This is a genomic window from Xanthomonas sp. GW, assembly GCF_014236815.1.
In the GTDB taxonomy this organism is placed as follows: domain Bacteria; phylum Pseudomonadota; class Gammaproteobacteria; order Xanthomonadales; family Xanthomonadaceae; genus Xanthomonas_A.
This window is the reverse complement of sequence record NZ_CP051189.1, coordinates 2,076,231-2,096,742: the sequence shown is the minus strand read 5'-3', so window position 1 is coordinate 2,096,742 and position 20,512 is coordinate 2,076,231. Positions and strand designations below refer to the sequence as shown.

At 66.8% G+C, this 20,512-nt stretch carries 20 protein-coding genes; 5 read left to right on the top strand and 15 right to left on the bottom strand.

Features of this window, described 5'->3' with window-relative positions:
• Positions 1-10: 10 nt before the first annotated feature.
• The 10 genes from HEP73_RS08780 to grxD all read right to left on the bottom strand — a co-directional run bounded on the left by HEP73_RS08780 (position 11) and on the right by grxD (position 12,750).
• A complete protein-coding gene (locus HEP73_RS08780) occupies positions 11-493 on the bottom strand; it encodes a pilus assembly PilX family protein (RefSeq protein WP_185822890.1) in 483 nt (160 codons plus the stop codon).
• 3 nt (positions 494-496) lie between these two features.
• Positions 497-1,696 carry a PilW family protein gene (locus HEP73_RS08775; protein WP_255423725.1) on the bottom strand — a complete coding sequence of 400 codons (1,200 nt, stop codon included), beginning with the start codon at positions 1,694-1,696 and terminating at the stop codon, positions 497-499.
• Between the two features lie 35 nt (positions 1,697-1,731).
• The gene (gene pilV, locus HEP73_RS08770) at positions 1,732-2,214 is read right to left on the bottom strand and encodes a type IV pilus modification protein PilV (protein ID WP_185822888.1); all 483 of its coding nucleotides are present in this window, start codon (positions 2,212-2,214) and stop codon (positions 1,732-1,734) included.
• The gene (locus tag HEP73_RS08765) at positions 2,211-2,720 is read right to left on the bottom strand and encodes a GspH/FimT family pseudopilin (RefSeq protein WP_185822887.1); all 510 of its coding nucleotides are present in this window, start codon (positions 2,718-2,720) and stop codon (positions 2,211-2,213) included. The genes pilV and HEP73_RS08765 overlap by 4 nt, the downstream gene beginning before the upstream one ends.
• Before the next feature lie 169 nt (positions 2,721-2,889).
• Positions 2,890-4,278, bottom strand: coding sequence for a nucleotide 5'-monophosphate nucleosidase PpnN (gene ppnN, locus HEP73_RS08760; RefSeq protein ID WP_185822886.1), 1,389 nt, complete (start codon positions 4,276-4,278; stop codon positions 2,890-2,892).
• Positions 4,279-4,383: 105 nt separating this feature from the next.
• Positions 4,384-7,671, bottom strand: coding sequence for a TonB-dependent receptor (locus tag HEP73_RS08755; RefSeq protein WP_255423724.1), 3,288 nt, complete (start codon positions 7,669-7,671; stop codon positions 4,384-4,386).
• A gap of 761 nt (positions 7,672-8,432) precedes the next feature.
• On the bottom strand, positions 8,433-10,814 hold the full coding sequence (locus tag HEP73_RS08750; protein ID WP_185822884.1) for a TonB-dependent receptor: 2,382 nt from the start codon (positions 10,812-10,814) through the stop codon (positions 8,433-8,435).
• Between the two features lie 282 nt (positions 10,815-11,096).
• Positions 11,097-11,696, bottom strand: coding sequence for a MarC family protein (locus HEP73_RS08745; protein WP_185816030.1), 600 nt, complete (start codon positions 11,694-11,696; stop codon positions 11,097-11,099).
• Entirely contained in the window at positions 11,693-12,340 is a 648-nt protein-coding gene (locus HEP73_RS08740) for an SDR family NAD(P)-dependent oxidoreductase (protein WP_255423783.1), read from the bottom strand. Before HEP73_RS08740 ends, HEP73_RS08745 begins: the two co-directional genes overlap by 4 nt.
• Positions 12,341-12,429: 89 nt before the next feature.
• Positions 12,430-12,750 (bottom strand): Grx4 family monothiol glutaredoxin, encoded by a 321-nt coding sequence (grxD, locus tag HEP73_RS08735; RefSeq protein ID WP_179565437.1) that lies wholly within the window; start codon positions 12,748-12,750, stop codon positions 12,430-12,432.
• A gap of 128 nt (positions 12,751-12,878) precedes the next feature.
• On the opposite strand from grxD, the gene HEP73_RS08730 reads away from it, so the two are divergent.
• Complete coding sequence (locus HEP73_RS08730) at positions 12,879-13,457, top strand: superoxide dismutase (protein WP_185822882.1); 579 nt, start codon at positions 12,879-12,881, stop codon at positions 13,455-13,457.
• 139 nt (positions 13,458-13,596) lie between these two features.
• Here the strand turns inward: HEP73_RS08730 and HEP73_RS08725 are convergent, their stop codons facing one another.
• Both HEP73_RS08725 and purE read right to left on the bottom strand, forming a co-directional pair.
• Positions 13,597-14,745, bottom strand: a complete 1,149-nt coding sequence (locus HEP73_RS08725; RefSeq protein ID WP_185822881.1) for a 5-(carboxyamino)imidazole ribonucleotide synthase — start codon at positions 14,743-14,745, stop codon at positions 13,597-13,599.
• Positions 14,742-15,245 carry a 5-(carboxyamino)imidazole ribonucleotide mutase gene (gene purE / locus HEP73_RS08720; RefSeq protein WP_185816026.1) on the bottom strand — a complete coding sequence of 168 codons (504 nt, stop codon included), beginning with the start codon at positions 15,243-15,245 and terminating at the stop codon, positions 14,742-14,744. Before purE ends, HEP73_RS08725 begins: the two co-directional genes overlap by 4 nt.
• Positions 15,246-15,303: 58 nt before the next feature.
• Between purE and HEP73_RS08715 the strand changes: the two genes are divergently transcribed.
• From HEP73_RS08715 to HEP73_RS08700, 4 genes are all read left to right on the top strand, one after another.
• Positions 15,304-15,573: a Trm112 family protein gene (locus HEP73_RS08715; RefSeq protein ID WP_039005221.1), complete on the top strand. Its 270-nt coding sequence runs from the start codon at positions 15,304-15,306 to the stop codon at positions 15,571-15,573.
• A complete protein-coding gene (gene nadC, locus HEP73_RS08710; protein WP_185822880.1) occupies positions 15,570-16,448 on the top strand; it encodes a carboxylating nicotinate-nucleotide diphosphorylase in 879 nt (292 codons plus the stop codon). Before HEP73_RS08715 ends, nadC begins: the two co-directional genes overlap by 4 nt.
• A gap of 65 nt (positions 16,449-16,513) precedes the next feature.
• Positions 16,514-17,596 (top strand): DUF2272 domain-containing protein, encoded by a 1,083-nt coding sequence (locus HEP73_RS08705; protein WP_185822879.1) that lies wholly within the window; start codon positions 16,514-16,516, stop codon positions 17,594-17,596.
• A gap of 253 nt (positions 17,597-17,849) precedes the next feature.
• A complete protein-coding gene (locus HEP73_RS08700; RefSeq protein WP_184410328.1) occupies positions 17,850-18,194 on the top strand; it encodes a DUF3301 domain-containing protein in 345 nt (114 codons plus the stop codon).
• Between the two features lie 257 nt (positions 18,195-18,451).
• Here HEP73_RS08700 and HEP73_RS08695 read toward each other — a convergent pair whose 3' ends face one another.
• The 3 genes from HEP73_RS08695 to HEP73_RS08685 all read right to left on the bottom strand — a co-directional run bounded on the left by HEP73_RS08695 (position 18,452) and on the right by HEP73_RS08685 (position 20,503).
• Entirely contained in the window at positions 18,452-18,886 is a 435-nt protein-coding gene (locus HEP73_RS08695) for a ClpXP protease specificity-enhancing factor (RefSeq protein WP_185816023.1), read from the bottom strand.
• A gap of 79 nt (positions 18,887-18,965) precedes the next feature.
• A complete protein-coding gene (locus tag HEP73_RS08690) occupies positions 18,966-19,601 on the bottom strand; it encodes a glutathione S-transferase N-terminal domain-containing protein (protein ID WP_009598113.1) in 636 nt (211 codons plus the stop codon).
• 170 nt (positions 19,602-19,771) lie between these two features.
• Complete coding sequence (locus HEP73_RS08685) at positions 19,772-20,503, bottom strand: cytochrome c1 (protein WP_458309683.1); 732 nt, start codon at positions 20,501-20,503, stop codon at positions 19,772-19,774.
• Between the last annotated feature and the right edge of the window lie 9 nt (positions 20,504-20,512).

Here is a 20,512-nt window from a genome sequence, read left to right as displayed (position 1 = left end):
CGGAGATCCATTAAGGCTTGATGTAGATGCTGTCGACAGCAGCGAACGAGGACGAGTCCGCAGCGCTATCCTGATCCCGACTGTACGCAGTGATTCGATACCAGTTACAGAGTGTTTCCGATTCGTCGGCAGCAGCAGCGGCGCTGCACTGCCCCGTGCAACGGCTGATGTTGCGCACCCTCACGTCGTCGACCTGGGCATCGTCAGCATTGTCGGCCCAGGCTTCTGCGGAGAATGGCGTGGCACAGTCTTCGTAGTCGTAAGCCGCGTTCGCCGCTATTTGCACTTCCGCATTGCGCACACCGCGTTCCGCTTTCTGGAACGCCTGGTTCGCGGCCAGATAGTTGGACGACATGCGCTCCTGCATGGTCGCCACCTGCATGCCGACGATACCGATCAGGGTCAGCAGAATGAGGATGATCAACGCGACATACAACACAGCGCCGCGCTGAGAGCGAAGAGAGACCGGCGAGAACGGACGACGAGCCATCATGGATCAGTTCCCGAAAAGTCGATTGCGCATCGCGATGGTCGTTTCATAGACCGACCTGTAGCGACCATCATTTGGCGGCGTCATGGAAACCTGGAGCAAGGAATGATGGGAAGCCGCCAATGTCCCCGACTTCTGCGAATCCCCGTCTCTCACCAGCAGCGCCATCTGCACCGCGCCTACACGGCGCCAGCGCGCGGCGTTGGCAGCGTCGCCGATCGTGGCGGCCGTATTGATTTTGGTGATATGGCCCGAAGGCGGCAGCGAGACGTTGCTTTGAGCGTCTTCACCATACAGCAACTGCAAGGACTCCACGCCTTCGACCATTTCCTCGGTACTGGCCTGCGTAGCATTGGAACCGGGCACCGACGTCCAGCGGGTGCGATACAGCGATGGAGAAGTCCTTTCCTGGTTCATCGCGACGTAGTAAACGCGGGTTTCCGCGCGATACAGCATTGTCCCGCCGGCCTTGTACGACAACGCGCCATCGTTGCCGGAAACATAGCTCAAACTCGATTTGTTCAAGCCACTGACCGCCACCGACATCGATGTTGTCGTCGGTGCCGATGCGGCTTGAAAGACGGTGGCGCTGTTGCAATCGGCGATGGCATACAGGCCGGAGCCTTGGGTCGCCACTGCCGCGTCGGAAGCCGCGTACTGCAAAGTAGACGTGGCCCCGAGGGTCAGGCCTGTCAGCGGCGCCTGCTCCGCGGAGAGATAGCGCACGACCACGATGTCGCTGCCGGCGACCGGGTTGAGGTTAGAGATCACGCTAGGCAAGGCCGGCGTCCAACTCGCTGCGCTACCGGCAACGGGCGTGGCAGGCAGTGTCAGGCTATCGCCGGGCGCAGTTCCATTCGCGTCGAAACCTTGTACGCCGAGGTCGAAGCGTAGTGGGAATTCCAGGTTGGCGACGCTGTTGGCGTCCCGGTCCGCCCCACTCATGAACAGCGAACGGATATTGCCGCCGGAAACCGCGCCCGACGCATCCTGTGTCAGCAAGGATTGGTCGTTGACGCATCCGGCATGGCCGACCATGCGCAGGTCGCGCGACAGGAAGTCCATCGCGAAGCGTCCATTCTCCTGGTTGCGCGCAACGCCCTGCGAGATCTGGTAAGACGCACGCGAAGCGGCGAACACCTGGATCACACCGACCAGCAGGATCAATCCGATGAGCAATGCGATCATCAACTCGATCAGCGACATGCCGCGCACGTGCCGAGCCCCAACGCGAACCGGCCTCATATCCGGCTCCTCAGCGTGAAACTCGAGATTTTCTTGGCGGCTTGGGTCTCCCAAGGAGCGTCACCCCACTTCAGGGTCACGGTGACGTTGCCGTCGCTCTCCAGTTGAACCACGGCCGCCCCCTCGGGCAGCGAATTTTTCACCTGGCACTTCCAGCGCGCGATGTTGTTCGCGATGCTGGCGTCGGTCGCGCTCGCGCAGTCACCTTCGGCGACGCTGGCAAAACTTGCGTAGTCGATCGCACTGTATGCATACAGACCCGAGTCGCTGCGCTGCATCCGCATCATGTCCACGACTTCGTAGGCCAGGTTACTGGCGACGGTGCGCTGCTGTGCGCTCTTGGTGAAACGGACGTTCATGGTTTGCAGCAATCCAAAAGCGAGCAGTCCGAACCCCAGGATCAAAACAGCGATCATCACTTCGATCAGCGTGAATCCAGCTTGCCGACCCTTGACCAACCGGCGGTGGCGCTGGCTCATATGCAGGCACCCGCCACCGTCTTTACCTGGCCAGTGGGCGTGATCGTCAGCGTGCGGCGGAAGGCCTGGCCTCCGCAGCTATCGGGCTGCAACGCGATCACCTGGGTCCCGGCGCTGCTCCGCAAGCCGCGCGCGTCAAACGTGACCGGGCTGCTTGGGCCGGTCGCCACGATATGTCCGCTGCCATTGGAGAACCGCAATACGACCTCGCCGGCATCGAGCGAACCATTGGCATTGGCATCAGCCCAAGCCAACCAACCGGCGCTCCAATCGGTACCGCAGGTGGCGCCATCCCCACTTGCGCAGACGCCACCGCCGTGGGTGCTGCGAACGCCTTCGCTGCGGGCCAGCGAGATCAGCGAAATGACGTCATTGGTCGACGTCGACACCCGGTGGGAGCGCAACGTGTTCTGGAAGCTAGGGAATGCAATCGCCATGACCACCGCCATCACCGCAATGGTGACGACGAGTTCCACTAGCGTGAACCCGGCACGACGAAACGACATCTAGACTCTCCCCAGAGTGATGGCGCAATCCTGAACCCCGGCGCATCATACCGCAAGCCCCAAAGGAGCGATGGTCGCTCCCTGGAGTCCCCCCCTCCGGCTTCAGGCGCCGCGGTCCAAACCCAACCTCAGCGTCCGGGCAGCACCCTCCCCGCCCGGGAATGCCGAGCTAGGCCATGACCCGATAACAAGGCCGATACTCCCCGGAAATCTTCATCCGGCGCTGTTCGACGAAGGCGCGCAGCAGTTCGTCCAGGGCCTGCATCATGTCCGCGTCGCCGTGGATCTCGAACGGGCCGTACTCCTCGATGCGGCGCATGCCGTCTTCCTTGACGTTGCCGGCGACGATGCCGGAGAAGGCGCGGCGCAGGTCCGCCGCCAGTGCGTGCGGCGGGCGCCCGTGGTGCAGGTCGAGTGCGGCCATCGCCTCGTGGGTGGGCACGAACGGACGCTGGTATTCCAGCGGGATGTCCACCGACCAGTTGAAGTAGAACGCGTCCTTCTGCTCCTTGCGGTGCATGCGCACTTCCTGGATGCCCTCGGCCATCTTGCGCGCCACCGCGATCGGGTCGCCGACGATGATCTGGTAGCGCGAGGTGGCGGCCTCGCCCAGGGTCAGGCGCAGGAAGCGGTCGATCTGCTCGAAGTACGGCGCGGCGATGGTCGGGCCGGTCAGGATCAGCGGGAACGGCAGGCCGCGGTTCTCGTCGCGCAGCAGGATGCCGAGCAGGTACAGGATCTCTTCGGCGGTCCCGACTCCGCCGGGGAACACGATGATGCCGTGGCCGATGCGAACGAAGGCCTCCAGGCGCTTCTCGATGTCCGGCATGATCACCAGGTGGTTGACGATCGGGTTCGGCGACTCGGCGGCGATGATGCCCGGCTCGGTGACGCCGATGTAGCGGTTGTCGTGCTTGCGCTGCTTGGCATGGGCGATGGTGGCGCCCTTCATCGGCCCCTTCATCGCGCCCGGGCCGCAGCCAGTGCAGATGTCCAGACCGCGCAGGCCCAGCTCGTAGCCGACCTGTTTGGTGTACAGGTACTCGTCGCGCGAAATCGAATGACCGCCCCAGCACACCACCAGGTTCGGATCGGCCGGTTGCAGGATGCGCGCGTTGCGCAGCTGCCCGAACACGGCGCTGGTGATGCCTTCGCTGGATTCGAGGTCGGCGGCGGAGCCCGGGCCGAGTTCGATGGCCATGTAGGCCAGGTCGCGGACCACGGCGAACAGCAGTTCGGCCACGCCGTTGATGATCTCCCCGTCCACGAAGGCCATCGCCGGCGCATTGAACAGGTCGATGCGCGCGCCGCGGTCGCGCTGGACCACCTGGATGTCGAAGTCGGGATACAGGTCGCGCGCGGCGCGCGGATCGTCGGACGCGCTGCCGCTGGTCAGCACCGCCAGCGCGCAGCGCCGCAGCAGTTCGTGCAGGCCGCCGCTGGAGGCATCGCGCAGGCGCACCACTTCGGCGCGCGAGAGGATGTCCAGGCCGCCGCGCGGGTAGATCCGCGCGTCCACTACCGGCAGCGCCCGCGCGGCCGTATTGCTCGTCGTCATATCGGAATTCTTGTCGTTGTCGTCAACGGCGACTTTAGCGTCAGCCCCCGCAAAAGAAAACGGCCGGGTTGCCCCGGCCGTTTCGTATAACGCATGCGCCAAGGCTTAGAACGTATAGCGCAGGGTCAGCAGCAGCGACCAGCGCTGCGACGGGTTCTGCGTTTCGTTGATGGCCAGATCGGTCGGCGCATAGGTGCCGTTGCGGTTGTACAGGCTGGTGCTGGAGATGTCGTAGATGTACTTGCCGTCGGCGGTCACGCCGGCCACGTTGGCCAGGTTGCGCACCAGCGGGAAGTCGGCACGGCGCTCCACGCCCCAATCCTTGTTGAGCATGTTCAGCACGTTGAACATGTCCAGGCGGATCTCGCCCTTGTGGCCCTTGGCGAAGCCGGGGATTTCCTGGCTGAAGGACATGTCCAGCTGGTTGACCCACGGTGCACGCGAGGAATTGCGCTCGGCAACGTCACCCTTGTAGCGCGCCAGCTCCGGATGCTTGCCGATGTACTCCCAGAACGACGAGGACAGCTGCTGCGAGGTCGCATTGGCCCACACCACGTCGCCCGGACCGGACGGCACGTAGGCCAGCGAGCGGCCGGACAGGCCCAGGCCCTGCGCGTCGTTGCCGAACACCCAGCTGTACGGCGCGCCGCTGTGGCCGTCGTAGAACGCCGACACGCGGGTCGCGTAGTCGCCGAAGAACTTATGCTCCCAGCTCAGCTGCGCGATGATGCGGTTGGGGATGGAGTAGTTGGAGATACCTTCGGCATCGTCGGACGGGTTGTACCAGGCGCGATTCTGGTAGCTGCTGTAGGCGACGCTGGAGGTGCCCGGGTTCACTTCGGTGGCGCGGCTGTAGGTGTAGGCCAGCATCGCGCTCCAGGTGCCGTCGAAGGGCTTCTTCAACGACACGGTGAAGTTGTCCGACTTGCCCTTGTCCGTGTTCGTCAGATAGATGACGTTGCTGAACGAGGCATTCTTGTTCCAGTTTGCGGTATTGGCGCTGCCCGGCGCCTGGGTCGGGAAGCGCGCGTAGGTGTTGCGGCCGTCCGGCAGCGTGCCGGTCGGCGCGCCCATGTTGAGATCCTGGTACAGGATGCCCTTGTCGACGTCGAGGTGCTGGTATTCCGCAGTGAACACCAGGTCCTGCCACGGCAACTGGTGGTCCAGGCCCAAGGTGTACTTGTAGACGGCCGGCAGCTTGAAGTTGGGATCGACCACGTTCACGGTCATGCTCGAGCTGCCCAGGCCCGGCGGGGTCACCGTGCCGCCCGGGACGTTCTGGCCGAACGGATCTGCGCTGAACGCCGGATCGGCGGCGGTCTTGCGGCGGTTGACGTCATAGGTGGTGACCGCGACGCCATTGTTGGAATAGGGGTTGCCCACCCAGACCGCCGGCGTGTTGGAGATGAACAGGCCCGCGCCGCCGCGCAGTTGGGTCGGACGCTCGGTGCCAAGGTCGTAGTTGAACGAGAAGCGCGGCTGCAGGACGCTGTTGCCGTCGATGGTGCCGGTGTTGGGGAAGCCGAAGCCACCCACCGACGCATTGGCGTTGGCCGGCGTCGCGCGCAGGCCGCACGCGCCGAAATTGCCGGTGACGCCTGCGTCCGCGGCGAAGCACGGGTTGTAGGTCGGCAGCGGATCGACCTTGGGCATGTCGTAGCGCAGGCCGTACTGGATCGACAGGCGATCGGTCGCCTGCCAGGTGTCCTGCAGGAACAGGCCGTACTGCTTCATCTTGAAGATGGCGGCGACGTTGTCCAGGGTATAGCCTGCGGCCGGCTGCGAGAGCTGGTAGCGGCGATAGGTGCCGCTGGCGAAATCGGCGATCGAGTTGAAGGCGTAGGTGCCGTTGTAGCGCTGCAGGAACAGGTTGTAGACCTCGTCCTGCTGGTAGTCCACGCCGGCCTTGACCACGTGGTCGCCAAGGAACCAGCTGCCGGCGAAGTACGCGTTCCAGCTCTTCACGCTAAGCACGTTCGCCTGGCTGGAGAAATCGGTGCCAAGCAGCACGCTGGTGCCGGTATCGGCGCCGCTGGTGCGCACGGTGACCTCCGGCTGGTAGCCGCCGACCAGCGGCGCGCGGTCCTGCTCGAACTTGCTGTAACCCACCGAGGCTTCGGTGGAGAACTTCTCGCTCCAGTCGTCGTAGAAGCTCAGCGCGTAGCTGGTGTTGGTCTTGTTCAGGACGTACCAGTTGCTCGACAGCTTCAGCTGGGTGGAGCTGCTGGCGGTGATGATCGGCTCGTCTTCTTCGGTCCGGCTGAAGCGCAGGCTGGCGCGATGGTAGTCGCTGATGTTCCAGTCGAGCTTGGCCAGGTAGCGCTTGCTCTCGATGTTGGTGCTGGTCGAACCGTCGTCGCCCGGCGAGAGTCCGAGGCTTTCGGCGGTGGAGGTGATCTGCTGGAGCTGCGCCGTGGTCAGGCCGGTGACCTTGTTGGTGGCGCTGGAATCGGAGGTGCCCCAGATCGCGCCCGGGCTGGTCTTCTCGCTCTCCTCGTAGGAAGCGAAGAAGAACAGCTTGTCCTTGAGGATCGGTCCGCCCAGGGTCGCGCCCTTGGTCGTGTCCTTGGTGTAGCCGGTCCACTTGGCGTCGGTCTTGCCCTTGCCGATCATGTCGTCGGCATTCTGGTAGACGTAGTAAGCGGAGCCGTGGAAATCGTTGGTACCACTCTTGGTGACGGCATTGACCCACGCGCCCACGCCACGGCGGGTGGCGACGTCGAAGTTGGCGGTGGAGATGTTGTAGCTCTCGATCGCGTCCTGCGAGATCGGCGTGCCCTTGGTAGGCAGGCCGTTATCGTTCAGACCGAAGGGATCGCCGGCGCTGATGGTGTCGACAGTGATGCTGTTGTAGCGGTTGTTCTGGCCCATTGCCGAGAACGCGCCGCGATCGCGGTCGGTGACCACGACGCGAGGATCGGAACGCACCACGTTCTGGATCGAGCGGTCCGGCATCGGCGTGCGGTCGAGATCGCCGCGCGACAGATTGGTGGAAACACCCTTGTTGTCCGAGGTGAACGCCTCGGAACCGCGCGAGGCGGTGACCTGCATCGACTCCAGCGTGGCGACGTCGCCGGTCAGCTGCGCGTTGACGCTGGCGACCTGATCCAGGCCCAGATAGATGCCTTCCTGGGTCTGCGTGCCGTCGCCCGATTTGGTGATGGTGACGTTGTACGGGCCGCCGACGCGCAGGCCGCGCGCGTTGTAACGGCCGCTGGCATCGGTGCTGGCGCGGCTGACCGTTCCGGACTCGACGTGGGTGATGGTCACTTCGGCGCCTGCGACGGGCTGGCCATTGTGGGTGACCACGCCGCCGATGCCGGAGGAGGTGCTCTGGGCGAACACAGGGGCGGCGGCGAGCGCAGCAACGAGGCCAAGGGTGAGCTTGGACATCCGGAGACGGCGGGGTTGAGTCATTGCAATAGCCTCGATGGAGTTGACGAAATGCGCATAGCTAGCCGTCCTGGTGGGCGCACGGCAGCGGAATGTGGTTCGTGCCCCCTTGCTGGATCCCCCGCAAGGGTTAACGCGAGTTTAACACCATAGGGCCGATTTGTTGCCGAAACGTGACAAACCGGCATAGACGGACATGACACGACATGGATCGCAGTTCCCATGTCGGTGCAGGACACTGGGTGACACCGCCGCGCACGCCTCGGGGCCCGCATCGCCTGCTCAGGTAGTGCAGATACTCGATGGTTTGGCCGGTAGCGTCGGCTGCGCAGGATTTGCTCGAATCGTCGGCTCACGAAGTGAGCGGACACAGCAATCAGCGCCGTTTTCCGGACCGCCGGGCGGTGGTACGCAGGCGCTCGCGTATCTCGCCTGTCCCAGGACTGGTGGCCGGGCTAACGGTCGCCCGCGCGGCTCCGCAACCGAGACGGCGGCGGCTCGCACTCCGGCACGCCGCATGGTGCTGCGAGCGCCCCTCACCCAGGTGCCGGACCGATCCGGAAACGGCTTGGCGAGGGCAGCCATGGGCAACGATCCGACAAGGATCAGATGCAGATATCCGCACACTGCAACAGTCCCGTGGCGGGCTTGGCACGGCCTGACGGCGGAGCAAGCCCGCAAAAACGCAAACGGCCGGGGCTAGACCCCGGCCGTTTGCACTGCTTTCCGTTTCCAGCCCCGGTATGGGGCTCTGCCGTTCCTCAGAACGAACCGCCGAAGGTTACCGCGAACGCGCGCGGCTCCAACACGGAGTAGTACGGGGTGCCGGTGGACACCACGTCCGGATACTCGCTGGCGCCGGAAGCCGCCAACACCTGCGTGGTGCTGGCCCAGGTGACCGCCTGCTTGTCGGTCAGGTTGTACAGATTGAGCTTGATCGACGGCTTCTTCAGCCAGCCCCAGTCGGCGAACGCGTAACCGGCATCGGCGCCGAAGGTGGTGTAGCCCCCTACCCGCTCGGTGTTCATGTAGTCGCCGTAACGCGAACCGGAGTAACGGCCCTTCAGCGCGACCCAGAAGTCGCCGATGCTGTAGCTCAGGCGCAGGTTGGCCAGGTTCTTCGGCGTATTGGCCAGTTGCTTGCCACCGACCGCATAGTCGTAGATGCCGTTGGACGTGCCCACCGCCAGGGTGTCGCTCAGGATCTTGGCCTGGGTGTAGGTGTAGGAGCCATACAGTTTGAGATTGTCGGTGATGTTGTAGCTGGCCTCACTGTTGAAGCCGCGCATGCGCACCTTGCCGATCGAGATGTAGGTGGTCAGCGCCGTGGCCTGGTCGTAGCTGGACATCTGCTTGTTGCTATAGTTGCTCTGGTACAGCATGGCCGACAGCGAGAAGCGGTCGCCGTAGTAGCGCCAGCCCAGGTCGTGGGTCCAGGCCGATTCCGGCTCCGGAATCTCCTGCGCGGCCGACAGGTTCACCGAAATCGAATTGGTCGCCGGTACGCGGAAGGTCTTGGCCACGCCGTAGTAGAACTGGTTGCGGCTATCCGGCGCGTACTTGATGCCGAAGGCCGGCAGCAGTTTGCTGTAGCTGTTGTCGAAGTCCACGCCGATCTCCTTGGCGGTATCCGGCCACTGGTAGTTGTGGCCCTTGCGCGTGGCATGGATCCAGGACACGCCGTAGTTGACCGCCCAGTCGTCGGCCGGGGTCCAGTTGTCCTGGATGAAGTACTTCTGCACGTCGGTGACGGTGTAGGTGCGGTAGCTCTGCTGCACCTGGCCATCGGCGTAGGCCAGGAAGCAATCGTCGCTGTCGGCCCAGATGTCGCAGGCCTGGCCGGTGCTCTGGTCGGTCTTGACGATGCTGTTGTTCTGGCTCTTGCGCGAACGGTCGTACCACAGGCCATAGACCAGGTTGTGGTCCATGCCGATGTCCTGGAAGAACTTGGCGACCACGCCCGGACGCACCGTGCTGGAGTAGGAATAGGTGTAGTCGACGTCGCGACTGCCGCTCACGCCGCTGGAGTAGCCATAGACGTTGCCGCCGCTGGTGGACGGATACACCGACGCGGCGCTGGAACCGCCGCCGTCGCCCCACCACACGTACGGCACCACCGACAGGCGCAGGCTGTCGCTCAGGGTGAACTCGCCGTCCAGGCTGGCCAGCAGGCTCTTGTACGGATTGCGCCGCAACTTCCAGTAGGACTGGTCGGCCGACGTGCTGCCGCCGCCCCAGGTGTCGTTGTAGTCGTAGTCGTAATCGCTGGCCAGCTGCGCCTTGCTGGCGGTGTTGTAGGAGTAATTGGACTGGCGGTTGTACTGGAACGAGGCGCTGATCGAGTTGCCGGGGCTGATGTCCCATACGCTCTTGCCGTCGATCTTGTTGACCGACATGTCGCCATTGCCCTTCCACTTGTCGGCGCTGTTGGTCGAGAACGACACCCACGAACGCACTGCGCCGGTATCGCCGGTGTTCACGCGCACGAAGGTGCGCCGATAGTCGTTGCTGCCGAAGCTCTGGGTGAAGTCCACGCCGAACGTGTGGCTCGGGTCCATCGTCGACCAGGCGATCTGGCCGCCGGTGGCGCCCATTTCCGGCTGGTCCACGTTGGGCGTGCCCTGGGTCACAGTGATGTCGTTGTAGTTCTCGGCATCTCCGTATTCGGTGGCGTAGACCGAGTAGCTGCCGCTGTCGGTCACCGGCGCGCCATTGACGGTGATGCCGATCGCGGAGGAGTCGAAGCCGCGCAGGCTGTAGTTGCCATTGTTGAGTCCGGTCACGTCGCTGGTGGCGGCGTCCACGCCCGGGATCGCATCGATCATCTGGGTGAAGTTGCTGCCGCCGGACGCCTGCGCGATGGCCTCGCGGGTCACCGTGGAAATCGCCTTGCTGGCGGTCTGCACGGTCATGTTGCCGCCGCCGAGCACGTAGCTGCTCTTGTCGGCATTGACGTTGACCTTGTCCAACTGCTGCACGCGCTTGGTCTCGTAGGCGGCGGTGGTGTTGGAGGTACTGGAGGCGGTGACGCGCTGCTCCGCGGTGTCGGTGCCGGCGTCCTGAGCCAGGGCCGGATGCGCCGAAAGCGCGGTCGCCAGCGCCAGGCAAAGAGTGGAAATACGGTGTGCGGAACGGGACTTCATCGGGCGAACGCCTCTGTGGCTAACGTGGGAGCGGCAGAGAGCGGGGGCGCGATTGGCATGGACACGGCGCACGCGCGCCCACCGCTTCGGAGGGCGCTACGGTAGGCGGGCTATTTCGCCCGCGTATGCCTCGGGCGTTTACAGGAACTTAATCTGGCGCCACGCAGCGACACACGGCGGCACAAAAAAGCGCCGCACATGTCATCGAATTGCCGCAAACGCCAGGGATGTCGCAGCGTTGGCGCGTAGCGACAGGCGCGACAAAGGCGCGCGGTGGCCCGCTCAGCCGGCGACCGGCAGCTTCAGATAGACGCCGAGGCCGTCCAGGAACATCTGCACCGAGATCGCCACCAGCAGCATGCCCATCAGCCGTTCGACCGCGATCAGCACGCGCATGCCGAGCAGCTTGTACAGCAGCGTGCCGGCAAACAGCAGCGCCGAGGTGCCGATCCAGGCCAGGATCAGCGCCAGGCTCCATTCGCCCAGGCGGGTGGGTTCGTTGCTGCCCATCAGCATCACCGCGGCCATGCCCGACGGCCCGGCCACCAGCGGAATCGCCAGCGGCACGATGAACGGCTCGCCGTCGGGAATCTCGCCCATCAGCCCTTCCGGGCGCGGGAAGATCATGCGGATGCCGATCAGGAACAGCACGATGCCGCCGGCGATCGCCACCGATTCCTGGCGCAGGTGCATCACTTCCAGCGCGTACTTGCCGCCCCACAGGAACGCCATCAGCACGCCCAGCGCGATCAGCAGTTCGCGCGCCAGCACCACGCGCTGGCGCTTGGCCGGCAGCGGCTTGAGCACGCTGAGGAACACCGGGATGTTGCCCAGCGGGTCGAGGATCAGGAACAGCAGCAGGGCTGCCGACAGGATGGTCATGCCAGGGGATTCCAGATCGCGCCGCGATGCGCGGCGCCGGCGGATGACAGCAGTTGCACGCAGGCGGCGGCGTAGTGCGCCGGATCGACCGCGTCGAGGTCTTCCTGGTGGGTGTAGGCGCGTGCGCGCAGCGCGGTGCGCATCGGCCCGGGTTGCAACCCGGCCACGCGCACCGTCGAGGCGGCCAGTTCGCCGTGCAGGGTCGCCAGCAGGCCGCGACGGCCGTGCTGGGCCACGCCGTAGCCGCCCCAGTAGGCCTGGCCGACGCGCGCAGGGTCGTCGAGCGCGAACACGATCGCCGCGTCCGCGGCCTGCTTCAGCAGCGGCAGGCAGGCCTGGGTCAGCCAGCCCGGGGCGGTCAGGTTGACATGGATGGCGCGCGCGAACTGCGCCGGGTCGGCGTGTTCGAACGGGGTCAGGCCGACGAAATCGGCGGCGCAGTGCAGCAGTCCGTCCAGCCGCCCGAGTTCGGCCTGCAGCCGCTCGGCCAGCGTCGCGTAGTCCTCCGGCGTGGCGCCGAGCAGGTCCAGCGGATACAGCAGCGGTTGCGCGCCAACGGCGGCGATCGCGTCGTAGACCCGGTTCAGGCGCGCCGGCTTGTGCCCGAGCAGCACCACCGTGGCGCCGGCCTGGGCGCAGGCCATGGCCGCGGCGCTGCCCAGCCCGCCGGCGGCACCGCAGACCAGCACCACGCGCTGCGCCAGCGCGTCCGCGTGCGGCGTCGCCTCCGCTGTCACGGCTGGTAGGCCTCGGCCACGATGCGCTGCAACTCGCCGGATTCGAACAGCTCCATGGTGATGTCGCAGCCGCCGATCAGTTCGCCGTGGATGAACAGCTGCGGGAACGTCGGCCAGTTCGAATAGCGCGGCAGATTGGCGCGGATCTCGGGCTCGTCGAGCACGTTGACGGTGTGCAGCCGGTCGGCGCCGGCGGCCAACAGGGCCTGCAGTGCGCGACTGGAAAAGCCGCACATCGGGTACTGCGGCGTGCCCTTCATGAACAACACGATGGGGTGGTGTTCGACGTCGGCCTGGATGCGCTCCATCACCTGCATGGGGGATTTCTCCTGCTGGGGCGAAAAAACGGACCTCGGCGGTCGGCTAGACTTTCGCGTAGCCGCATAGTGTAAGCCCTGCGCACGACAGTACCGAAACGCGCTCCCGAAACCGCTCCCGAGGATCCATGGCCATCGAACTCGCTCCCCTGCCGTACGACCGCGCGGCGCTGGCGCCGCACCTGTCCGCCGAGACCCTGGACCAGCACCATGGCCAGCACCAGCGCGCGCTGGTGGAACGCCTCAATGCGCAGATCGCCGGCAGCGAATTCGCCGACCTGCCGTTGCAGGAGCTGGTGCGCCGCACCCAGGGCCGCCTGTTCCAGCACGCGGCCGAGGTTTGGAACCACGAGTTCTACTGGCGCGGGCTGCGCCCGCGCGGCGGCGGCGAACCGGGCGGCGAGCTGGCCGAGCGCATCGCCAAGAGCTTCGGCGACGTCGCCCGCTTCAAGGCCGAGTTCGCACGCATGGCGCTGGCCGTGTTCGGTTCGGGCTGGGTCTGGCTGGTGCAGCGCCCGGACGCCACGCTGGCGTTGCTCGCTACCGTCAACGCCGGCTCGCCGCTGACCGGCGAGGACCTCCCGCTGCTGGCCTGCGACCTGTGGGAGCACGCCTACTACATCGATTACCGCGGCGACCGTGCGCGCTACCTGGAAGCGTTCTGGAAGCTGGTGAACTGGGAGTTCGTGGCGGCGAATCTGCGGTGAAGCCGGGATTGGGGATTGGGGATGACCGGCCTGCGGCCGCGTGGATTGGTCGAATGACGGCTGACACGTAGCCGCGTGGGCGTTGCCACCCTTTCGGGCCGCCCCCAGGTGCAGCCTGGGCGCGGCATTCCCAGTCCGCTCAGCCTTCGCGCAACCTCTCGATCACCGGCGCGACCTGGTCGCCGCGCTGCAATTGCGCGCCAACCGTGTGCAGCGCCTGCGCCAGGGCCGCCGGCGAGTCCTCGCGCAGCGTGGCGTGGCCGACCTTGCGGCCCTCGCGCGCTTCCTTGCCGTAGTCGTGCCAATGCCCGCCCGGCTGCGCCAGCACCGGCGCGGCGTCGGGCATCTGCCCGATCCAGTTGAGCATGCAGGCATGGCCGAGCATGCGCGTGGACCCCAGCGGCAGGCCCAACACCGCGCGCAGGTGGTTCTGGAACTGCGAGGTCTCGGCGCCTTCGATGGTCCAGTGGCCGGAGTTGTGCACCCGCGGCGCCATCTCGTTGGCGAGCAGTTCGCCGTCGCGGCAGAACAGCTCCAGCGCGAACACGCCCACGTACTGCAGGCGCTCGGCCAGCGCCTGCGCGTGGGCAATGGCCGCCTGCGCCAGCGCCGCGTCGGCCTGCGCCGGGGCCAGGCTGGCCGACAGCACGCCCTGCACATGCCAGTTCTCGGTCAGCGGCCAGGTACGGAACTCACCGTCGCGACCGCGCACCGCGACCACGCTGATCTCGCGTTGGAACGGCACGAAGGCTTCCACGATCAGGCCCACGCTAGCCGCCTGCGCGCCCAGCGCGGACCAGGCCGCATCGGCGTCGGCCGCGGACTTGATCCGGAACTGGCCCTTGCCGTCGTAGCCCAGGCGCCGGGTCTTCAGAATGCACGGGGTGCCGATCTGCGCCAGCGCCGCGTCCAGTTCGGCGCGGCTGTCGATCGCGGCGAAATCGGGCACCGGGATACCCAGTTCGCGGAACAGGGTCTTCTCGGCCAGGCGGTCCTGCGCCACCGCCAGCGCGCGCGGGTTCGGGAACACCGGCACCTGCCCGGCAAGCCATTCGGCGCTGGCCGCCGGCACGTTCTCGAAATCGAAGGTGGCCACGTCGACCTTGGCCGCGAACGCGGCCAGCGCCGCCTCGTCGCGGTAGTCGCCGACCTGCAGCGGCGCGACCTGCCCGGCGCAGGCGTCGGCCACCGTATCCAGCATCACGAAGCGCAGGCCCAGCGGCGCGCCGGCCACGGCCATCATCCGCGCCAGCTGGCCACCGCCCAGGATTCCGACAGTGGTGCTCATTGGCGCGGGTCGTCCTTGGCCATCACCTCGTCGGTCTGGCGCTGGCGGAAATCGTCCAGCGCGGTGGCGATGTCGGCGTGCTCGGCGGCGAGCATCGCCGCGGCGAACAGCGCGGCATTGGCCGCACCGGCGTTGCCGATCGCGAATGTGGCCACCGGGATGCCGGCCGGCATCTGCACGATCGACAGTAGCGAATCCAGACCGTTCAGCGCCTTGGACTGCACCGGCACGCCGAGCACCGGCACCGCGGTCTTGGCCGCGAGCATGCCCGGCAGATGCGCCGCGCCGCCGGCGCCGGCCACGATCGCGCGCAGGCCGCGGCTGGAGGCCGCTTCGGCATAGGCGAACAGCACGTCCGGGGTGCGGTGCGCAGACACCACCTTCACTTCATAGGGCACGCCCAGCGCATCGAGTTTCTGCGCCGCATGCTGCATGGTCTCCCAGTCGGAGCGGGAACCCATCACGATGCCGACGAGCGGCGCGGTTTGCTTGGAGGTCATGGCCGTCCCCTGCCTTAAAGACGTATTCTAGCCGTCTTCCACGCAAGACGAAGACCGGATGGATCGCAAACTGCTCGACCTGCTGTGCTCGCCCGACACCCGCCAACCGCTGGCCCTGCTGGATGCGCGCGGGCTGGAGGCGCTGAACCGCGCCATCGCCGCCGGCGGCGTGCAGCGCGCCGACGGCAGTCCGCAGGCGCAAGCGCTGCGCGAGGCGCTGATCACCCGCGACCGCAAGCAGCTGTTCCGCGTCGACGACGGCATCCCAGTGCTGTTGGCCGAAGAAGCGATCGGCACCGCCCAGCTCGCCGACTTCCCCGGCAAATGAGCGGCGCCGCGGCGCCGCTGCAGCCGCCGGCGCAGGCCTCGATCGACGCCGACGTGGCGCGCGCGCTGGCCGAGGACATCGGCAGCGGCGACGTCACCGCCATGCTGCTGCCCGATCGCGCCGACAGCGCCTACCTGCTGTGCAAGCAGGACGCGGTAATCGCCGGCCGGCCCTGGTTCGACGCCTGCCACCGCGCACTCGACCCGCAGGTGCGGATCGACTGGCGCATCGCAGAAGGCGACCGCGTCGTCGCCGGCACGGTGCTGGCGCTGCTGCACGGGCGCAGCCGCGCACTGGTCAGCGCCGAGCGCGCCTCGCTGAACTTCCTGCAGACCCTGTCCGCCACCGCCACCGCCACCGCCGCCTACGTGGCCGCGGTCGCCGGCACCGGCGCGCGCATCCTCGACACGCGCAAGACCCTGCCCGGCCTGCGCCTGGCGCAGAAGTACGCGGTGCGCTGCGGCGGCGGCAGCAACCACCGCGTCGGCCTGTACGACACGGTGATGCTGAAGGAAAACCACATCCACGCCGCCGGCTCGCTGACGGCGGCCGTGCAGGCCGCGCGCGCGCAGTGGCCGGCGCTGCCGCTGGTGGTCGAGGTGGAAACGCTGGCGCAACTGCGCGAAGCCTTGACGGTGGGCTGCGACCGCATCCTGATCGACGATTTCGATGCGGCGCAGCGCCGCGAAGCGGTGGCGATCGCCGCGGCGGCGCCGTTCCATCGCGCGATTCCGCTGGAAGTCTCCGGCGGCGTCGACCTGGACGGCGTGCGCGCGATCGCCGCCGACGGCGTGGACTGCATCTCCATCGGCGCGCTGACCAAGCACGTGCAGGCGGTGGACCTGTCATTGAAGCTGGGACCGCCGCCGCACTGACTTCACGGCCGCGGCCACGCCGCTCTGCGACGCTGCACGACATCCCCTATTCACCGAGTTCGCCGATGGCCCGCCCCTGGTTCGCGTTGTTGTGTGCCGCCGCCCTGTTTCCCGCCGGCCGCGCGGCCGCCGCGGAGGTGTGCGACCTGCCGCCGCGCTTCGGCCTGACGCCCGCCGCCGTCGCCATCGTGCGCACCGCCTGCAACGAGCATCGCCTGTGGTGGCGGCCGTTCATCGATCACGATGGCCGGCTCGCCGGCCTGCGCGTGACCGAGGCCGAGCGCAGCTATCTCGCCGATCACGGCATCGAGGCCTGGCAGCGCGTGGCCGCCTATTGGCGCGACAGCGGCACGCTGGGCGCGATGGGCGGCAGCGACGGCGCCGCCAGTTGCCAGCAGTTGGACGGTTCGCGCTACCAGCAAGCGGATTGCCGCGCGTTCATCGTCGACAACCCGTGGTCGGCGGCGTTCGTGTCCTGGGTGATGGTGCGCGCCGGCGTCAGCGGCTTCCATACCTCGGTGCGGCACATCGACTACATCCGCGCCGCCTACCAGGCCGGTACCGATGGCCTGCCCTACCGCTATGCCGACCCGCAGCAGGACAAACCCGCGCCGGGCGACCTGCTGTGCTTCCTGCGCGGGCGCAAGCAGCCGCTGGGCGCGACCGGGCTGCGCGAGGCGCTGGCACGCGGCGGCGCGCTGCCGTGGGAATCGCATTGCGACATCGTGGTCGCGGCCAACGTCGGCGGCGACCACACGCTGTACCTGATCGGCGGCAACGTGCTCAACGCGGTGACCATGCGCAAGCTGCCGCTGGACCGCGCCGGCCGCCTGCAACTGGAGGCGCCGCTGGCGCAGGACCAGGTCGGCGACGACGGTGCCGGCCTGGAGTGCACGCCCGGCCACGAAGAGCTATGCGACTTCAATCGCCAGGACTGGGCGGCGCTGCTGCAGTTGCAACCGCAGGCGCAGTTGCAGCCACCAGTGATGCCGGGCGTCGTTCCCGCCGTGGATCCGGCCGCGCCGCAGGTCCCGCTGCCGGCCACTGCGCCGATGGTGCCACCGGCGGCATCCGGCGCCGCGCCAGCCGCTGCGCCGGCGATGCCCGTGCCGCAACCGCAAGCGACCGAACCGCAGCCGGGACGCTAGCGTTTTATCGACTGTTTGCGGCCTCCAGGATCCATGCCGACTCGCTTCGGGTCATCGGTCGCGGCAGGCTTTGTCGGTGAGACCCGTCGCGACTGAAGTCGCCCCCACAAGAAGCCATTAGCCGCACACGAAGACTTTGCGCTCGCAATCGGCGCTTCTTCGAATTCCGGCCCCGGCCTCGAGTCCCGAGTCCCGAGTCCCGAGTCCCCAACCAAGCATTGCCGCTCCACCCCGCGTCTCGCTACAGTGACGCATGCCTAGCCTGATCCTGTTGATGATTGCCGGCGCCGCGGTGTTCGCGTTCTGGAACGCGTCGCGCGCCGCCGCCGAACGCGCCGAAAGCCTCGGCCGCAATGCCTGCAAGGCCGCCGATGTGCAATGGCTGGACCAGAGCGTGCACGGCACCGGCCTGCGCCTGCGGCGCCTGCCCAGCGGCTGGCTCGGCTTCGAGCGGACCTTCCGTTTCGACTATTCCTACGATGGCGTCGATCGCCACAGCGGCCGCCTGGTGCTGCTCGGCGACCAGCTGATCGCCTTCACCGGCCCCTCGGTGGCCACGGTGACGGCGCTGCACGAAGGACGTGCGCCGCGCGAGTGAGGCGCTGGGTCGTCGTTCGCGAAGACGCACCCCGCAAGGGCTCTCTCGCAGGGCGGACAATGATGTTTTGCATGGATGTCGGTCGCGCCTGAAGGCGCTCCTACAAGGGCTCGATCCAACCTGGGATTGGCGCGCGGGGGCCGCGGCGAATGATGCGCAGCGCCTGACGATGCGCGCGATCCGCCGGGCATCGACGCCAACAGCGAATCGGACCATCGCGCCGGCCACATTCGGGCCGGTGCAGCCCCACGTCGTCGTTACTTCACCACGCGCAGATGCGGGCGCTTGCCGCCGCTGCCATCGTCGGAACCGCTGGGACGCGGCGGCGGTGTATCGTCGCCCGGCGGTTCGGTGGCGCCGTGGATATCGTCCGGCAGCGCCATGCCCTGCCCGGTCTCGCGCGCGTACACCGCCAGCACCGCGGCCATCGGCACCTGCACCGGATAGCTGACGCCACCGAAGCGGGCGGTGAAGCTGACCCCGTCGTTGTCGATCTGCAACCGCACCACCGCGCGCTCGGCGATGTTGAGCACCACCCGGCCGTCCTTGACCGCGCTCGGCGGCACCTGCACGTTGGGCAGGCCCGCATCCACCAGGATGTGCGGGGTCATGCCGTTGTCGTTGATCCACTCCACCAGCGCCCGCAACAGGTACGGGCGATGGCTGGTCATGCGGGAAATATCGTCGGTCATGCGCCAATTCTACGCGCCGGCACGCAATGGCGCCGGCGCAACGCGGGAAAAACCGGATGCGCCACGCGCGGCCGGAACATCAGGCCGGCAGGTCGCGCAGCTTCTTTTCCTGATCCGTCAGGCTGCGGATGAAACCGGGATTGCGGAAGATGCGGTTGCCGTAGTCCTCGATCGCCTTGCCGTCCTTGGGCAGCGGAATGTCCAGCGCCTGCAGGCGCCAGATGATCGGCGCCATCGCGCAATCGGCCAGGCTCATTTCCGGATTGAGGAAGAACTTGCTGGCCTTGAACAGCGGCACCGACGCGGTCAGCAGCTCCTTGAGCCGCTTGCGCCCGGCCTCGGCCTGGGCCTTGTTGCCGAGCTGGATCGCCTGCACCTGCGGCACCCAGTCGTGCTCGATGCGCAGCATGGCCAGGCGCAGGCGCGCGCGCGACAACGGATCGACCGGCATCAGCGGCGGATGCGGATAGCGCTCGTCCAGGTATTCGCTGACCACGGAGGCGGCGTACAGCACCAGCTCGCGCTCGACCAGCGTCGGCACCGAGTGGTAGGGATTGAGATCGATCAGGTCTTCGGGAGGATTCTGCGGATCCACCGCCACGAAATCGTAGGTCACGCCCTTTGCGGCGAGCACCAGACGGACGCGGTGGCACAGCACGTCATCCGTGGAAGAAAACAACGTCAAGGTATTTCGCATACGCACACTCGCCGCCATTCAAGGCTCTCCGACGACCGGAATCCGCCGGCCGCATCGATGCCGCCAACACCCTGCTGACGGTCATCACGGCCCCTGAGTGTGCAACCCTCGCTCGCAAAAGCCAATAGGATGAACAGGGGATCGGGTCAGCAACGATGCAGACAACGCGCCGGCATTGCGGCCGACGCTCAATGCACGTCCTTCCAGTATTCCTTCTTCAGCAGATAGGCGAGGAAGGTCAGCAGCGCCAGGAACAGCACCACCCACACGCCCAGGCTCTGTCGCTTCAGCGCGGCCGGTTCGCCGGCGTATTCGAGGAAGTTGCTGATGTCGCGGACCGTCTGGTCGAACTGCGCCGGCGTTTCCCTGCCCGGCGAAGACAGCTGCAGCCGTTCCACCGGCTTGTCCACGCCGGGCTGCTCGGCCTTGCCGTAGATCGGCTGCTGCAGGCCCTGCAGCTCCCACAGCGGATTGGGCATCGAGGCGTTGGCGAACAGCTTGTTGTTCCAGCCCAACGGGCGCGACTGGTCCAGATAGAACGACTTGAGGTAGGTGTAGACCCAGTCGGTGCCGCGCACGCGCGCGATCAGGCTCAGGTCCGGCGGCGCCTTGCCGAACCACTTGGCCGCCGCATCGTGCGGCATCGCCGCCTCGATGTGCTCGCCGACCTTGGCACCGGTGAAGTTGAGGTTGGCCATCACCTCGTCCTCGCTCAGGCCCAGGTCCTCGGCCATGCGCGAGTAGCGCAGGTACTTCAGCGAATGGCAGCCGGAGCAGTAGTTCATGAACAGCTTGGCGCCGCGTTGCAGCGAGGCGCGGTCGCCGAGGTCGTTGCCGGCCTGCTGGGTGGCACCGCCCTCGGCGGCCAGCGCCGAGGCGGACAACAGCAGCGCAGAGGCGAAGCAGGCCAGGACGGACATCAGGCGCTT

Bases quoted from the DNA above. Each gene is read 5' to 3' on its own strand.
- HEP73_RS08765 (WP_185822887.1), bottom strand. From the start codon at position 2,720: ATGTCGTTTCGTCGTGCCGGGTTCACGCTAGTGGAACTCGTCGTCACC.
- HEP73_RS08715 (WP_039005221.1), top strand. From the start codon at position 15,304: ATGGATCGCAAACTGCTCGACCTGCTGTGCTCGCCCGACACCCGCCAA.
- HEP73_RS08780 (WP_185822890.1), bottom strand. From the start codon at position 493: ATGATGGCTCGTCGTCCGTTCTCGCCGGTCTCTCTTCGCTCTCAGCGC.
- purE (WP_185816026.1), bottom strand. From the start codon at position 15,245: ATGACCTCCAAGCAAACCGCGCCGCTCGTCGGCATCGTGATGGGTTCC.
- HEP73_RS08725 (WP_185822881.1), bottom strand. From the start codon at position 14,745: ATGAGCACCACTGTCGGAATCCTGGGCGGTGGCCAGCTGGCGCGGATG.
- grxD (WP_179565437.1), bottom strand. From the start codon at position 12,750: ATGCAGGTGATGGAGCGCATCCAGGCCGACGTCGAACACCACCCCATC.
- HEP73_RS08745 (WP_185816030.1), bottom strand. From the start codon at position 11,696: ATGACCATCCTGTCGGCAGCCCTGCTGCTGTTCCTGATCCTCGACCCG.
- nadC (WP_185822880.1), top strand. From the start codon at position 15,570: ATGAGCGGCGCCGCGGCGCCGCTGCAGCCGCCGGCGCAGGCCTCGATC.
- HEP73_RS08690 (WP_009598113.1), bottom strand. From the start codon at position 19,601: ATGGCGGCGAGTGTGCGTATGCGAAATACCTTGACGTTGTTTTCTTCC.
- HEP73_RS08695 (WP_185816023.1), bottom strand. From the start codon at position 18,886: ATGACCGACGATATTTCCCGCATGACCAGCCATCGCCCGTACCTGTTG.
- HEP73_RS08730 (WP_185822882.1), top strand. From the start codon at position 12,879: ATGGCCATCGAACTCGCTCCCCTGCCGTACGACCGCGCGGCGCTGGCG.
- HEP73_RS08740 (WP_255423783.1), bottom strand. From the start codon at position 12,340: ATGGCCTGCGCCCAGGCCGGCGCCACGGTGGTGCTGCTCGGGCACAAG.
- HEP73_RS08705 (WP_185822879.1), top strand. From the start codon at position 16,514: ATGGCCCGCCCCTGGTTCGCGTTGTTGTGTGCCGCCGCCCTGTTTCCC.
- pilV (WP_185822888.1), bottom strand. From the start codon at position 2,214: ATGAGCCAGCGCCACCGCCGGTTGGTCAAGGGTCGGCAAGCTGGATTC.
- HEP73_RS08755 (WP_255423724.1), bottom strand. From the start codon at position 7,671: ATGTCCAAGCTCACCCTTGGCCTCGTTGCTGCGCTCGCCGCCGCCCCT.
- HEP73_RS08775 (WP_255423725.1), bottom strand. From the start codon at position 1,696: ATGTCGCTGATCGAGTTGATGATCGCATTGCTCATCGGATTGATCCTG.
- ppnN (WP_185822886.1), bottom strand. From the start codon at position 4,278: ATGACGACGAGCAATACGGCCGCGCGGGCGCTGCCGGTAGTGGACGCG.
- HEP73_RS08750 (WP_185822884.1), bottom strand. From the start codon at position 10,814: ATGAAGTCCCGTTCCGCACACCGTATTTCCACTCTTTGCCTGGCGCTG.
- HEP73_RS08700 (WP_184410328.1), top strand. From the start codon at position 17,850: ATGCCTAGCCTGATCCTGTTGATGATTGCCGGCGCCGCGGTGTTCGCG.
- HEP73_RS08685 (WP_458309683.1), bottom strand. From the start codon at position 20,503: ATGTCCGTCCTGGCCTGCTTCGCCTCTGCGCTGCTGTTGTCCGCCTCG.